General features: G+C 44.9%; 13 protein-coding genes. 8 read left to right on the forward strand and 5 right to left on the reverse strand.

Annotated features, from left to right (window positions below):
* Positions 1–16: 16 nt before the first annotated feature.
* Entirely contained in the window at positions 17–274 is a 258-nt protein-coding gene (locus tag P6574_RS06360; protein ID WP_310619535.1) for a YjhX family toxin, read from the reverse strand.
* Between the two features lie 433 nt (positions 275–707).
* On the opposite strand from P6574_RS06360, the gene P6574_RS06365 reads away from it, so the two are divergent.
* From P6574_RS06365 to P6574_RS06375, 3 genes are read left to right on the forward strand one after another with little or no spacing between them, the layout of a single operon-like run.
* On the forward strand, positions 708–1,433 hold the full coding sequence (locus P6574_RS06365; protein WP_310619536.1) for an SDR family NAD(P)-dependent oxidoreductase: 726 nt from the start codon (positions 708–710) through the stop codon (positions 1,431–1,433).
* 1 nt (position 1,434) lies between these two features.
* The gene (locus tag P6574_RS06370) at positions 1,435–1,848 is read left to right on the forward strand and encodes a 6-carboxytetrahydropterin synthase (RefSeq protein WP_310619537.1); all 414 of its coding nucleotides are present in this window, start codon (positions 1,435–1,437) and stop codon (positions 1,846–1,848) included.
* Between the two features lie 2 nt (positions 1,849–1,850).
* Positions 1,851–2,933, forward strand: a complete 1,083-nt coding sequence (locus P6574_RS06375; RefSeq protein ID WP_310619538.1) for a glycosyltransferase — start codon at positions 1,851–1,853, stop codon at positions 2,931–2,933.
* Between the two features lie 36 nt (positions 2,934–2,969).
* On the opposite strand, the gene P6574_RS06380 is transcribed toward P6574_RS06375, so the two are convergent.
* Together P6574_RS06380 and P6574_RS06385 are read right to left on the reverse strand one after the other, a co-directional pair.
* On the reverse strand, positions 2,970–3,764 hold the full coding sequence (locus P6574_RS06380; protein WP_310619539.1) for a hypothetical protein: 795 nt from the start codon (positions 3,762–3,764) through the stop codon (positions 2,970–2,972).
* A 355-nt stretch (positions 3,765–4,119) separates the two neighbouring features.
* Positions 4,120–4,293 carry a hypothetical protein gene (locus tag P6574_RS06385; protein ID WP_310619540.1) on the reverse strand — a complete coding sequence of 58 codons (174 nt, stop codon included), beginning with the start codon at positions 4,291–4,293 and terminating at the stop codon, positions 4,120–4,122.
* A gap of 415 nt (positions 4,294–4,708) precedes the next feature.
* Here P6574_RS06385 and P6574_RS06390 point away from each other — a divergent pair, with 415 nt between their 5' ends.
* On the forward strand, positions 4,709–5,989 hold the full coding sequence (locus P6574_RS06390) for a multidrug effflux MFS transporter (RefSeq protein WP_310619541.1): 1,281 nt from the start codon (positions 4,709–4,711) through the stop codon (positions 5,987–5,989).
* A gap of 57 nt (positions 5,990–6,046) precedes the next feature.
* On the opposite strand, the gene folE is transcribed toward P6574_RS06390, so the two are convergent.
* Positions 6,047–6,721 carry a GTP cyclohydrolase I gene (folE, locus tag P6574_RS06395; protein WP_310619542.1) on the reverse strand — a complete coding sequence of 225 codons (675 nt, stop codon included), beginning with the start codon at positions 6,719–6,721 and terminating at the stop codon, positions 6,047–6,049.
* A 587-nt stretch (positions 6,722–7,308) separates the two neighbouring features.
* On the opposite strand from folE, the gene P6574_RS06400 reads away from it, so the two are divergent.
* Complete coding sequence (locus P6574_RS06400) at positions 7,309–7,605, forward strand: phosphatidylglycerophosphatase (protein WP_310619543.1); 297 nt, start codon at positions 7,309–7,311, stop codon at positions 7,603–7,605.
* Between the two features lie 211 nt (positions 7,606–7,816).
* Positions 7,817–9,301 carry an Asp-tRNA(Asn)/Glu-tRNA(Gln) amidotransferase subunit GatB gene (gene gatB / locus P6574_RS06405; RefSeq protein WP_310622112.1) on the forward strand — a complete coding sequence of 495 codons (1,485 nt, stop codon included), beginning with the start codon at positions 7,817–7,819 and terminating at the stop codon, positions 9,299–9,301.
* Positions 9,302–9,416: 115 nt separating this feature from the next.
* Here the strand turns inward: gatB and P6574_RS06410 are convergent, their stop codons facing one another.
* The gene (locus P6574_RS06410; protein ID WP_310618894.1) at positions 9,417–10,352 is read right to left on the reverse strand and encodes an IS110 family RNA-guided transposase; all 936 of its coding nucleotides are present in this window, start codon (positions 10,350–10,352) and stop codon (positions 9,417–9,419) included.
* A gap of 546 nt (positions 10,353–10,898) precedes the next feature.
* On the opposite strand from P6574_RS06410, the gene P6574_RS06415 reads away from it, so the two are divergent.
* Complete coding sequence (locus P6574_RS06415; protein ID WP_310619544.1) at positions 10,899–11,927, forward strand: IS110 family RNA-guided transposase; 1,029 nt, start codon at positions 10,899–10,901, stop codon at positions 11,925–11,927.
* Between the two features lie 488 nt (positions 11,928–12,415).
* A complete protein-coding gene (locus P6574_RS06420) occupies positions 12,416–13,975 on the forward strand; it encodes a glucan biosynthesis protein (protein ID WP_310619545.1) in 1,560 nt (519 codons plus the stop codon).
* The last annotated feature ends 80 nt before the right edge of the window (positions 13,976–14,055 follow it).

Genomic DNA, 14,055 nt, shown 5'->3' on the forward strand with positions numbered 1-14,055 from the left:
CTGCGTTTACGGGAGTTTAACGGTTATCAACTTGAGATCGAACGCGGATTAAGCCCAGTTTGGTAATACGGTAGGGCGCACTGTTTTTAGAGCTGATCATTTTCCGCTGCTTTAGTTTGCGAAAGAGTTTCAAGTTCAGAGCGTTGAAATGCCAACCATCACGGGTGACACAATTTAGTTTTTGGATTTTACCATTTTCGTCTCGGCGTACTTCAATACAGCCGCCTTGTGCCAGCACATGCATGATGCGCTGTTCAGCTTTTGATATGTCCATTGTATAATTTTCGAAGATTTTAGTTGCACGAACCCTGTCTCGAACGGCTGTTGCTCGCCGCGAGTGGCAGGAAGGTTACTTATGTGCAGGCCCCGTCAACGCTAAGTAGACAGGGCTTTAATGGGCCTCTCGTGAAGAGCGCATAAAATCTCCAATTTTGGTACCGGCTGCTTTTAGCAGAGACCATAATATTAACGCAAGTGCAGAAGGGGCACAGTTTAATTTAAATGCTGGGAGCAATAAATTTTTTCTTTGAATCCGTTCTTTTGCGCGATTGCTTGTGGTGGTGATATAAACCTTCCTAGCTTCATCTATTGCTTGGGTTTGTTCTGGTATAAAATGAGCGATATTTTAATGATTTTTTCATTTTTACTTATGAATTACGCCGCATTTTCTTAGGTGTGTGTATAGTGATGTTTTATGAGGAGGTCAGATGCGCAAAGTTGCCTTAGTGACAGGAGCCAGTCGGGGTCTCGGATTTGCGTTCGCTGAACTTTTGGCGAAACGAGATTTTAATGTGGTAATTTGCTCCTCCAATGAAACAAATCTGACTGCTGCCATGAATGCGTTACAGGAGCAATTTGGCTGTGAAACTGTTCGTGGTGTCGTGTGCAATATGGTCGATGAGGGAGACGTCACTAAGCTATTTAATGGTATCCATGAGGAGTTTGGCCGCATTGACATTACGATCAACAATGTTGGGTATTTGGAATTAAGAGATTTTGCAGACTATGACTACCAGCTATGGCAAAAAAGTATTCAATTGAACCTTGATAGCTGCTTCTTGGGGTGCCGTTACTCCTTTGAGTATATGAAACGGCACGAAGGGAAGAAGAATATTTTGAATATCAGTTCTCTTTCTGGAATACGATTTGCTCAAAAGTTCAAAGGTATGTCGGCCTATATCGCAAGCAAACATGCAATCGTTGGCCTAACTGAGAGTTTGGCAGTCGAGGGGATGGAATATGGCATCAATGTTAATTGCCTTGCCCCTGGCTCAATAGATACTCAGATGTTTTCGTCAAACTTTCCAAGTATTAATGCCGCATCCAGCGCAGAGAGAGTTGCGGAGATTGGGTTTAAGCTCTGTGGCGACTTTGGTGCATCTTCAATTACCGGGGTAACCATGGACTTAATGTCCGATACACTAGGAGGCTGAGATGCCCGAAGTAATTATAAAAAGAAAAGTTTGGATCTCATCAAGCCACAGATTGCATTCAAGCTTCTTAACGGACGAAGAGAATACGAGAATTTATGGGAAGTGTAATAATCCAAATGGTCATGGCCATAATTACTGTGTGGTTGTTTGCCTGAAAGGCCCGGTTGATGAAAAGACTGGCATGGTGCTTAACCTTGCAGATGTTGCGAAGGTTCTGGATGATAAAATTACCGGTAATTTTGACCATAAGAACTTGGATCTGGATTCGCCCTACTTTCGTCATCGTGTCTCTACGGCGGAAAATATCGCAATCGTTATATGGCAGATATTAGAGGAAACGCCGCTTTCCCGCTACCTTTATTCAATTGAACTGGAAGAGACTCCAAACAACAGCGTTGTATATATGGGGGGCTAAGAATGTCCACCAACATGCTAGTTATTTCCAGCTCTGTTGCACCTGTTGGCAATGGGAGGGCAGGAGGCGTGGATATCACTTTGGCGTCGCTTCTCAACTGCATTCACAAGTATGGCAACTGCAAAATTGATATACTTGCTCCAAAAGGCTCAATGATCAAAAGCGATACAGGAAGGGTACTTTTTTCTTCTGGTACCTGCAGTATACCGATGCAGCATTTGGAGCCGCAGGATAAAATTGTTCTTTTCGAAGATGATATGTCTTTGTCCTTCGTGGAAACAGCCTACAAAGTTCAAGAGAAATACGATTTAATCCTGAATCTTTCCTACGATTATGTTCCAATTTTCATGACAGAAATGTTTGATGTGCCAATTTTCCATCTAATATCAATGGGTAATACGACAGGGCCCATGAACTATATTATTAATAAGGTGTACAGGCGAACGCCCAAACGAATGGCATTCCATACTGTCGCTCAGGCAAAGAGTTTTGGAATTCTAGATTTTACAGACCCTATTTATGCAGGATTTGAAAGTGAGAAATACACCTTTTACGAAAACTCGGAAAGACACCTGATAACTGCATCACGGGTTGCGCCGGAAAAAGGGATTGAAGATGCGCTTGAGGTGGCAAAACTGTTAAATTTACCTATAAAAATAATGGGGGTAACAGAAAATGAAGCTTACAAGCTCTATCTTATGGATAAGTACAAGGAAGTCGCAGTCAATTGGCTTGGCTTTGTGGGGCACGATGAATTTGTTCGGAAAGTTGGAAATGCGCGCGTAGCTATTGCAACACCCAAGTGGGACGAAGCGATGGGCATAGCAAATATTGAGTCAACTTTATCAGGTGTCCCAGTCCTGGCATATGATCGAGGGGGGATATCTGAAGTCATATTTCATGGAAAAACTGGATTTATCTCCCCAGAGGCAACGCCCACATCAATTGCTGGCTACTACCATGCAGCTCTGGAGCTCAACAGGAGGTCAGTCAGAGAAACTGCGGCGGCAACATTCTCACTGGAGGCACTTTTTGGCAGGCTATCCTCATGGTTTTCTATGGAAGGTATTGAGATTGTCTCCTGATCAGCGAGTCTCTTCTGCGAAACCTTAGGTAGCCGTTTATTTTGGATGTATGACCCACCATTCAGGCATTGAATCCCGACTTTCTGAGAGCAATAGCAAGCGCTCATCATCGCTCAAGTCAGCGAGCCATTCGAGTGTAGAGGGTATCTCATATGATGTTCGATACAGTTTATCCACTTTTCGGTCTTTAACCGACTGCCCAAATTTCTTTAACTCTTCTTCTAAGCATAGGTTTCTTGGGGGAGGTGCAATATCATAGATGTCCAGAATCCGCCTTCTATGGATTTCTATAATAATAAATGAGGAAGAGAACTGTTCCAGAAAATACTTATCAATTAATCTATACTCGTCCCCCTCAATATCAACTAGGATAACAAGCTTGGTTGGATCTATATTTTCTTCTTTTATATTTTTGGAAATTACCTCTGTATTTGAGGCTGGAAAAACCTTGTAGTTATTTGAGTTTACACTATTTAACTTCATATTTGAATAGATGTTCTCACGTGCTTTATCTGCCCGTTCGTATGCAAGTACTTTATCAAAAAGCTTGGAATGTAAGGCGCCGACTGCATAAAAACCATCTCCAGCCCCAATGTCTACCAGATACCGAAACCCTTTAGTAGACAGGTTTTGAATGGTAGATTGTACTTCCCGTTCATAATTGCCAAGTATTTTGGCAGTAATGTCTGTACCTCCCCAGTACGCATTTCTAGAGAGCTTTTGGCCGCGAAATGGGCCCTGAAGAACTGTTAGTTTTGAGTGTATACTCAGCTCGTTCATGAGCTTAACCTTGATGGACTTAAGCGTTTCAGTATCTTTATTATCGAGCATTTTATGAAGAACCTTATTTCGGCCGGCAATAATTCATGTTTCTTCTTGTTAATTATTCATCTAGTAAATAAGCCCAATATAAGTTGTATTTACTAATATTTATTTGAAAATATGTGTCTACTTCAGTTTTGGTTTAGATTGTATTTCGATTGTTTTGTTCTGACTAAATTAAATTTGCTTCTGGTGTTTAAATATAGTTGTAGGATGATATGACCATAAGTATTCGTTCTTTTAAGAAGTTTATAATTTTATTTTGGTTGGTCTGGTCTACGGTTGCTTTTCTAACTGATTTTCTCGGAGGCTTAAAACATACGGGTGTGATTTCGTATTCTTGGGTCCCGGATTTGAATTACCCTTATCTCGCATCTTCGTTAGAGATATATAATACGCCTCCCTTTGTAGTAGCTGTTTTGTTCTGGGGGATCGTAATCTGGCTTTTTTTGAATGTCATTGTGTTCTTACGCGCTGCATTCACTTCGATGGCTTCTCGGGAACGGTGGATGCGGAATGTAGATGCGGCCTTCATCATTTCAATGGGTTTGTGGCTCGCCTTTTTTATTGCAGACCTAATTGTCATGAAGTTCGACCTACTTCAAAATCACATGGTGCAAGGTTCATTTCAGCTGCTCACCTGGTTTCTAATCCACTTCCTGCCGGAGGAGAGTCCCAAGAAACACTTGTAATTTTCTAAAACTTCGCGTTTGCAGGACATATAGGGTTCTAGATGCCTTTTATAGAGAATATCCCGGAGTAAACAGAGATCACTTCTCTATCTTGGTTACATTAGAGCGCGTTCCGTTTGATTGGGTTCAATCAAACGACAAGAATTCGCTCAAAATAAATAAGTTAGAGTGCACAGCGTGAATGCGAATGAACGCGATGTGCTCTAAACCTCTTCCGCCTATATTTTCTGGGAGGCTATGCAAAACGATAAGGATCCGGAAATGCGTGTAAAATCACCGCGCAAGGGAGCTTTATTCTTGTCCACGGTGGGTGAAGGCTCACACCCCCCTCCAAGAATAGGAGCGACAGAGTTTGTTTGTATGATGTCAGCCTTTATGGCTTTACATGCGTTTGCTATGGATTCCATGCTTCCGGCTCTTCCAGATATTAGTAAGTATCTATCTATGCCGCACGAGAATGATCTGCAGTCTATAGTCACTGTCTACTTAATTGGTTTCGGATCTACTCAAGTAGTTTATGGTTTGTTTTCCGACAGGTATGGGCGAAGAAACTTAATTTTACTCGCACTGATATTGTACATATCCTCCAGTATATTTGCCCTGATATCGCAAAGTCAGGTAGAGTTTTTGATGGCTAGGTTGTTGCAGGGTGCCAGCTGCGCAGGAACCGTTGTTATTAGTTTGTCGATCATTCGAGATGTTTATTCCGGTCGAGCCATGAGCCGCATTATGTCGCTCGTCATGATGGTTTTTATGATGTTTCCAGTGCTTGCACCATCTTTCGGTCTTTCAATCATCACTGTTTTCAACTGGCGTGGCATCTTCATATTTCTTGTCTGTCTTGGAGTTGGTGTTCTTTTATGGAGCGCTGTGCGCCTGCCTGAAACACTTCCTCGCTGTCGCCGAATACCTTTAAATTTTTCTGCAAGTTCCAAAACAATTCGGCAAATACTGGGAAACAGGATGTTTTTAGGTTATATGATAGCGCAAACTTTTGCTCTTGCAGTGCTATTTACGTTTTTGACCATGTCAGGACAGATATTTGTTGGCGTGTATAAGGTCGGCAATAGTTACCCGATCATATTGGCGGTCATTGCTCTGGCGTCATCCTTCACCTCACTTGTCAACTCACTGCTTGTTGTTAGTATTGGCATGCGCCGCCTTTCCCATGGGTCAATAATATTTTTTACAATATGTAGTGGTATTTTGCTCTACCTCTCTTTAGGGGGCATGGTGGATTTTTGGCCCTTTGTCACATTATGCGCACTCATTATGGCAAGCTTTGGCTTTATGGGAGCCAACTTTAACGCAATTGCTCTGGAGCCCCTTGGGCATATGGCCGGAACAGCCTCTTCGGTTATTGGCACATTGTCTACTCTTGGAGGAACTCTGCTGGGTCTCATTGTTGGCCAATTTTTTAATAATACCATTCTGCCTTTATCAGTAGGACTAACAGTTTTCGGCTTTGGTGCCTTGTTTGCAGCGCTTTACGCGGAAAACGGCGCACTTCTAAAAGAAAAAACCAAAAGCAATGGGCTGTAACGCAAATGAGGCCCATACCCTCAATTTAGATTGTTGCTCTGTTTCAGTACGTACTGCCTATCCATTCAGGCGTATCAATTGCAGGAAGTCCGTTTTCGATTTCTCGTTGTTCAATGTGCCGCTTGCGGCAAAGCTCTTCATCAAGATTTCCGGGTCTTTAACTCCACGACCCTGCATACAATAATGGCTTGCGTTAATTAAAACGGCTATTCCTTTAGGTTTAATAAGCTCCTCAATATATTCCAGAACTTGAACCGTAGCTTCCTCCTGGATTTGCGGTCGTGCCATCACCCACTCAGTAATTCTGTGAAACTTGGAAAGGCCGAGTAGATCGTCTTTTGGGTCGAGACCTATCCAGACTTCTCCCACGATTGGAACCAAATGGTGCGCGCATGAGGAATTGAAGCTGATGGGACCAACAATATAGAAGCTCTCCAATTTTTTTACATTTGGAAAAACTGTTGTGCTGGGTGGGGGGGTGTAGCGGCCCGAAAAAAGTTCAGTAATATAGAATTTTGCAACTCGATTGGCAGTGTCCATAGTATTGTGATCATTCTCTACATCAATGATGAGAGAGTCCATTAAAGAACTAACCTTTTGGGCGACTTCTTTCTGGAGTTCACCAAGTTCTTCCTTAGTAATGAAGTCACTAATATTGTCATTTGCTAAGAATGAAGCGTGGCTTTTTTTTAACCTTTCTCTTATTATCTGAGAAATTGGTTCACCGTACATTCTATTATTCCTTATGCTTATGAGAATACGGGATATTGATTATTTGTATTTGTCAAAATATTTTAGCAAATTTTGCCAAAGTTAACTTGGAAAAAGTAAGGCAAGTTAATTAAGTTTTAGAATTAACATTAATGAAGTACCCTCTTATTTTGCGAAACACATTGCCAATTTGTAAGCAGGTTCCTGCTGATTTTCCTAATAACCGGTAGCACAAGCATACATTTTCGATTGATGGAAAACACTGGCTAGTGCCGGACCTTACCGGTAGAGTTTGAAAGTCAATTTTATATGGTTTGGTTACTCAATATCGTGAGAAGCTTCAGCTGTGGTTCTAGCCTCCTCAATAGGTTCTCCATGAAATTTGAAATTAGTGAGACGTTTTATTGAAACAGCTCACTGATTTAACCTGTTGTTTAGGCATGTATTTAAACCAAAACCGGTACCCACTTTTCGGCGATACCCTCTAATGCTCATAGAGCACGATCAGTGATGGTATTTGAGCATTCAAGATTGAATAAACTGGTTAACTCTTGTCTCAGTCTTTATCATTTAGTTATCTTAGGTTTGATTTGAGCTTTGGGGGAATGATGTCTGGAAACTGGATAGTGCTGTTAGGGGTGGCGGGTTTACTTAATCCGATTGCTCTGGGTGTTGGTGTGTGGATGGGCTGGCACTTAGACCGAAAGGCTAAAATATTTGTAATCGGCTTTGCTGCCGCAGCTTTTAGTTTATTTATAGAAGCTTTTTTACAATTAGTCGGCGTGCCAGACCTTTTTGGCTCACAAGCAGGAGCCTTAGCTTTATTTCCCTTTAGGTTTATGGGCGGAGCAGTCATTGCTCTTATAGCTTTTGCCGTAAACACTATGCGCCCAAAAATGGAGTGATCTATTTGCGCCTCAGGAATAAAAGGAAGGTACGGTGCTTATGTCTTTGGCAGGAAAGTGGGAGTTCTATGAAAAAATTACTCAAGAATGACTTGCCTCAAGCCTCTAGAGAGACTACCCAACACAACTGAGATTTTTATGCGACTTGATCTGGATACGCTGGTTTCGAAGATCAAGGCGCTATGTTGCAATGAAACAGGATATTGATCGCATGACGCTTGTCGATACGCGCAAACCGGACCCGAAGAAATTTATTAAGGGTGCAACAGGTGACTGGGAAATCGTAATTGGTATGGAAGTCCATGCGCAGGTGACTTCCGAGGCCAAGCTGTTCTCTGGTGCTTCTACTTCGTTCGGCAATGATCCCAATGCGAATGTGAGCCTTGTTGATGCCGCCATGCCGGGTATGCTGCCTGTCATTAACGAAGAATGTGTGCGGCAGGCGATTCGTACCGGTTTGGGTTTGGAAGCGGAAATCAACCTTAAGTCTGTTTTCGATCGTAAAAACTACTTTTACCCTGATTTGCCACAGGGCTATCAGATTTCGCAGTTTAAGCAGCCAATTGTTGGTGAAGGTATCATTCACCTTGATATGAAAAGCGGCGAGCGTGTGGAAGTTGGAGTTGAGCGCCTCCATCTGGAGCAAGATGCAGGCAAGTCCTTGCATGATCAGCACCCAACTATGTCGTTCGTAGACTTGAACCGTTCTGGTGTGGCTTTGATGGAAATTGTTTCCAAGCCGGACATCCGCTGCGCTGATGAAGCTAAGGCCTATCTTACCAAGTTGCGTACTATTTTGCGCTACTTAGGTACATGCGATGGCAACATGGACCAAGGCTCTATGCGCGCTGATGTGAACGTTTCCGTTCGCCGTCCAGGTGGTGAGTTTGGAACTCGTTGTGAAATTAAAAATGTAAACTCCATCCGTTTTGTTGGTCAGGCAATTGAATATGAAGCCCGCCGGCAGGTAGGTATATTGGAAGATGGTGGTGCCATTGATCAAGAAACACGCTTGTTCGATGCAGCTAAAGGCGAAACCCGTTCTATGCGCTCCAAGGAAGAAGCACACGATTATCGCTACTTCCCGGATCCGGATCTGTTGCCTCTTGAGTTCACACAGGACTATGTTGATGGCCTGAAAGCGGAACTTCCAGAGCTTCCAGATGCCAAGAAAGCCCGCTTCATTAGTGAATATGGTGTTACTTCCTATGATGCGGATATTCTGGTCGCAGAGCGTATTTCCTGTGACTTCTTCGAGGAAGTCGCAAAGGGCCGCGATGCCAAGTTGGCTGCAAACTGGGTCATTAACGAGTTGTTTGGCCGTCTCAATAAAGAAGGATTGGCTGTAACATCCAGCCCTGTTTCTTCAACTCAGCTGGGTTCTATTGTCGATCTTATTAAGGGTGGAACTATTTCTGGTAAGATTGCCAAGGACCTTTTTGAAATCGTGTGGAGTGAAGGTGGGGACCCTGCGGCGATCGTGGAAGAGCGTGGCATGAAGCAGGTTACTGACCTTGGCGCTATCGAGACAATTGTTGACGATATTCTTGCTGCCAACACTGAAAAGGCTGAGCAAGCCAAAGAGAAACCGGGCATGCTGGGATGGTTTGTTGGTCAGGTTATGAAAGCCTCCAAAGGCAAGGCTAACCCACAAGCGGTTTCCGATATGCTCAAAGGAAAAATTGGCCTCGAGTAAGTCAAGAAATCGGTAACTCGGTGCATTCTTTTTAAAAAGTAGGCACCTTTCTTGGAAAATACTAAAACACCCGCTGCATGCAGCGGGTGTTTTAGTATTAGAGTATCCGTCTTGGTCAAGCCGTTTTTGGTTGCCATTGCCGGTCCGCTTTTATGAGAGCGTTTGCCAGTTCGATTAGCTTACGCATGAGAGCTATTATGGCGATTTTGGGAGGCTTACCAGCCGCTCGCATCTGGTTGTATTTGGCTTTCAGGTCTGGATTATAACGGCTGGCAACAACGGCAGGCATGTAGAGTGCATCGCGTACCGGCTTGCGCCCTGCTTGAATAAAAGCAGCGCCCCGCCAGCGTCCTGACTGGCGGGTCATGGGGGCCAGCCCCGCCAGAGCAGCGGCCTGTTTACGGGATAATTGTCCAAGCTCTGGCATTTCAATCACCAGCGCCGCGACGGCGACCTGTCCCAGCCCGGGAATAGAGTGTAAAATCTTTGCTGCCCGCGCCCTTTGAGGGCTCTGCTCAATTTGCTTTTGAGTTTCGGCGTTAAGGGCCTCCAATTGCTTTCGCACGAGTTTCAGGCGTTGCTGTGTCTGTTTGCGAACCAGGTTCACCCGTTGTGTTTTCAACCGGTTCTCCAGTTGCGTGGCTTCTTTTACAAGAGCTTGACGTGCAACGCGTATCTCTTTGAGATGACATAGGCTTGCATCGACTGGCTTGTCTGGTTCCAACTGGAAATCCTGCCCCATTTGGGCCAGCAGGCGCGCATCAATCCGGTCCGTCTTCGCCCTCTTGCCTTTGGCCTGTGCAAACCGGCGTGCTTGCCATGGGTTAACTTTGCTCAGAGGATAGGAACCCGACAATGCCAACTCAAAAGCGCCGTGATAAGAACCTGTGGGTTCAAAAATAATTCGAGCGACAGGCAGGCCTTTCAGCCAGCTTTTTAACTGTCTGTACCCTGCAGCTGTATTGGTAAACTGCTTGCTCTGCTCATCCGGCAGGCAGTACACATCAAGATGGTCTTTCGAAATATCGACACCAATGGTAACCTCAGACATCTTCGCAAGTATCCTATGCTTGTCGTGCAGAGCTTTGGGCTGCTGCGTATCCGTTCAGGCCTGTTGCGAAGACGGTGGCCGATCATACTCTAAAACGGTCCCTTGTGACCTAGCGCGTCCCGATCCGACCACCGCCACTGCCCTCCCGACTCAATACGGTGGCCATTGGCCTATATTCGCAGAAGACACTAAAAAGCATAAGACAAGCGCGTTCCGTTTGATTGAGTTCAATCAAACGACAAGAATTCGCTCAAACTAAATAAGTTAGAGTGCAAAGCGTGAATACAAATGAACGCGATGTGCTCTAAAATATAAGGCTATAGGTTTGTAGTGCTTCCGAGGTATCGTGTATCCATCCTATTAGTATTTAATGGGCGAAATTGTTTTTTTATTAGTAGTATGTTTACACCTCAAATTAAAAACTTGTTAAGTTTGTAGAAAGTAATTATTAAACTGCCTATTGTTTATGATGGAATGGATGCCTCTCCCGGCGCATTTCTGCAATACTGAGCAGAGTGTAGCTTTTGGAAAAAGAGGGACGCAACCATGAAGAACCTTGCCGTTGTTGGAGTTGATTTATCAAAGAACGTTTTTCAACTGCATGGAGCCGCTGCAGACGGACATGTCGTATTTTCAAAGAAGGTTTCTCGTGCGGGTTTTTTGAAGGCTTTGGGTAAGCTGCCAACTTGTCTTGTCGCAATGGAGGCTTGTGCGAGTTCCCATTATTGGGGAAGAGAGGTGGGAAAGCTGGGGCACGAGGTTCGCTTGATTGCGCCGATTTACGTCAAACCCTTTGTTAAGCGCCAGAAAAACGACGCCAACGATGCTTTTGCCATTGCCGAAGCCGCCGCCCGTCCCACCATGCGCTTTGTGGAGGTCAAAAGCGAACTTCAACAGGCCCGTTCGATGGTGTTCCGCACCCGTGAGATTCTGGTGCGCCAGCGAACCCAAATGATTAACGCGCTGCGGGCGCATTTGGCCGAACATGGACTGGTCGTCCCTCATGGCGCGGTCCATGTTGAGAAGCTGAGGCAGCGTCTTGAAGCGGATGGGGGACATCTTCCTGAGATTGTTCATGAAATGGCGAGGTTGTACTTTGAACAGATTGGCGAGCATACGCAAAAGATTAAGGTGCTTGAGAAAAAACTTCAGACATTGGCCAGAAACAGTGGTACGGCAAAAATTCTGCAAACCATTCCCGGGCTCGGCCCAATCACCGCGATAGCGATAGAGGCTTTTGCCCCCGCAATGGCCACGTTCAAGCGCGGGCGGGATTTCGCCGCTTGGCTGGGCCTGGTTCCCAAGCAGCACTCAACGGGGGGCAAAACGCGGCTTGGGAAGACGTCTAAAGCCGGCCAGCGTGATATTCGCAGGCTGCTGATTATTGGCGCGACAACAGTTATTTGGTGGGCCCGCAAAAAAGGCGCGCCCCGGCATCCGTGGCTTGAGGCCTTGCTGGCAAGAAAAGCTCCTCTGGTGGCCGCTGTGGCGCTGGCAAATAAAATGGCGCGAACAGTATGGGCAATGATAACAAAGGGAGAAACCTATCGAGATCCGGCAAGCATGGCTGTGTGAACGTGGCTTGTTTCGTCGGTAAGCCGGGAGGGATTGCAAGGGACATCTGACAGTTAAGGACCCAGGATCACTAAGATCGGATCAGGAAAACCAGTTTGCGACACGGAGCTTTGAGCTCGTGGTTATGATATTGGACCTGATCGGCGCTTATCCATAACGGCCCGCGAGGACAAAATCTTGCAAAAAGGCCTGATACACGTGCGCACTTGATCCCATGGTTTTTACGTCTGAGTAACTCTCGCATTGACTAAGGCATCCATACATGTCGCAAATAAACAGAAGTTTAAATTTGTAGTTAAATTTACTTCTATGAGTAAAGTGCAAAAAAGAACTGCTAAAATTTTCATACATATAAATTGAAGATTACCCAAACTCATCAAACTAAGGAATATTATCTGAACTTATGGGCCTAAACGCTACCTGACTTTCCTGCTTGAGCAGCTTTGTCAATTATTTGCTTTGCTATCCTGTTTCTTAGAAGGAACGCTATGGGGAAATATACAATAGTTGCAATGAGCTTATGTGTAAGCCTACTGATTACATATCCATTTTTTTCTGCACAAAGCGATGAGGTGATGGGGGAAGCTGGAGTATTCTCTTTCGAGGCGTTTACGCGTTCTGTAGAAGAGGCTGCAAAGAATGTAAACGTCAGGGAAGATGGTTTTCCGGCTCTGCCCGAGTGGCTACTCTCTTTGACCTATGATCAGCATAGGGCTATTCGCTTTAAATCAGAGGATGCTCTATGGCGGGACAATAAGCTAGGCTACGAACTGCAAGCGTTTCATCCAGGCTGGCTTTTCCAAACCCCTGTATCAGTTTACGAAGTTGTGAATGGAGTGGTTGTACCACTTCAGTTTTCTACTTCCCAATTTACCTATGGTTCTTTTTTTAAGCCAGAGATTACTCAAGGGTTTGAACTTTCAGGAGTTGCGGGATTTCGTTTGCATTACCCTATAAACCGTATTGGATATAAAGATGAGCTGATCTCATTTTTGGGGGCAAGCTACTTTAGAGCTTTGGGGCGAGGGAGTGCCTATGGCCTTTCTGCAAGAGGTCTTGCTGTTAATACGGCCACTGGAAAGCCTGAGGAGTTTCCCACCTTTAGACGTTTTTATGTCGAAAGACCGCTCACCAAAGAGAGCAGTATACGGGTCTGGGCCGAACTGGTTAGTGAGAGTGTTCGTGGTGCCTATGAGTTTGTCATCGAACCGGGCGCAACAACTCAAGTCAACGTAATCGCCCGCTTGTTTATTATTAAACCAATAGAGCGGTTAGGAATTGCCCCTTTAACATCCATGTATTTACATGGAGAGAATGATCGCAGACGAGTAGATGACTTCCGGCCTGAGGTCCACGATAGTGATGGCCTGTCCCTGCAACTTGGAAGTGGGGAAAATTTGTGGCGTCCCCTCACTAACCCTGAAAAACTGCAACTCTCATTTATTGGTGCTGAAAATCCAAAGAGTTTTGGACTGTTGCAACGTGATAGGGATAGGGAGCACTATCAAGATTTGGAGGCACATTATGAGCGCCGTCCAAGCCTAGTCATTGAACCAAAAAGTGACTGGGGAGAAGGTGAAGTGGTTCTTGCTGAAATTCCCTCGGATAAGGAGACCAATGATAACATTGTTGCTTTTTGGACACCAAAAAAACCGGTCAAACCCGGCGACTTTTTAGAGTATCATTATTCAATGCGGTGGGGTGATGAGGAGCCTCTTTTGCCGGATTTGGGTAAGGTATTGCAGACCCGCACTGGAAAGGCTGGTCATGCGGCCAGAGATGCAAATCCATATCACCGCAAGTTTGTTGTCGATTTTGTTGCGCAAAACCTTTCATCTCTCTCTTATGCAGAGGAGGTAAAACCTCAAGTTACTATGCTTAATGGAGAGGTGGATACAGTGCTGGTCACTCGTATCAACCAACAGCGGTGGCGCGCATTTCTGGATGTGACACGAAATGATCTTTCTGTTCCTGTTGAGTTGAAACTCAAATTAAAAGCGCGGGATACATCACTGTCAGAGACCTGGTTATACCAGTGGGGAGAGTAGTCGAAATGAATGCACCCGAGCGTCGCATTGACGCGTTAGCCCATATAAAAAACACAGATCAAAGGGGACCTTCCGAGCCT

Origin of the sequence: Pseudovibrio sp. M1P-2-3 (assembly GCF_031501865.1) — a bacterium.
GTDB classification, from domain to species: domain Bacteria; phylum Pseudomonadota; class Alphaproteobacteria; order Rhizobiales; family Stappiaceae; genus Pseudovibrio; species Pseudovibrio corallicola.

Coding starts and splice junctions, on each gene's coding strand:
- P6574_RS06360 (WP_310619535.1), bottom strand. CDS start 274: ATGGACATATCAAAAGCTGAACAGCGCATCATGCATGTGCTGGCACAA.
- P6574_RS06365 (WP_310619536.1), top strand. CDS start 708: ATGCGCAAAGTTGCCTTAGTGACAGGAGCCAGTCGGGGTCTCGGATTT.
- P6574_RS06370 (WP_310619537.1), top strand. CDS start 1,435: ATGCCCGAAGTAATTATAAAAAGAAAAGTTTGGATCTCATCAAGCCAC.
- P6574_RS06375 (WP_310619538.1), top strand. CDS start 1,851: ATGTCCACCAACATGCTAGTTATTTCCAGCTCTGTTGCACCTGTTGGC.
- P6574_RS06380 (WP_310619539.1), bottom strand. CDS start 3,764: ATGCTCGATAATAAAGATACTGAAACGCTTAAGTCCATCAAGGTTAAG.
- P6574_RS06385 (WP_310619540.1), bottom strand. CDS start 4,293: ATGATGAAGGCCGCATCTACATTCCGCATCCACCGTTCCCGAGAAGCC.
- P6574_RS06390 (WP_310619541.1), top strand. CDS start 4,709: ATGCGTGTAAAATCACCGCGCAAGGGAGCTTTATTCTTGTCCACGGTG.
- folE (WP_310619542.1), bottom strand. CDS start 6,721: ATGTACGGTGAACCAATTTCTCAGATAATAAGAGAAAGGTTAAAAAAA.
- P6574_RS06400 (WP_310619543.1), top strand. CDS start 7,309: ATGTCTGGAAACTGGATAGTGCTGTTAGGGGTGGCGGGTTTACTTAAT.
- gatB (WP_310622112.1), top strand. CDS start 7,817: ATGACGCTTGTCGATACGCGCAAACCGGACCCGAAGAAATTTATTAAG.
- P6574_RS06410 (WP_310618894.1), bottom strand. CDS start 10,352: ATGTCTGAGGTTACCATTGGTGTCGATATTTCGAAAGACCATCTTGAT.
- P6574_RS06415 (WP_310619544.1), top strand. CDS start 10,899: ATGAAGAACCTTGCCGTTGTTGGAGTTGATTTATCAAAGAACGTTTTT.
- P6574_RS06420 (WP_310619545.1), top strand. CDS start 12,416: ATGGGGAAATATACAATAGTTGCAATGAGCTTATGTGTAAGCCTACTG.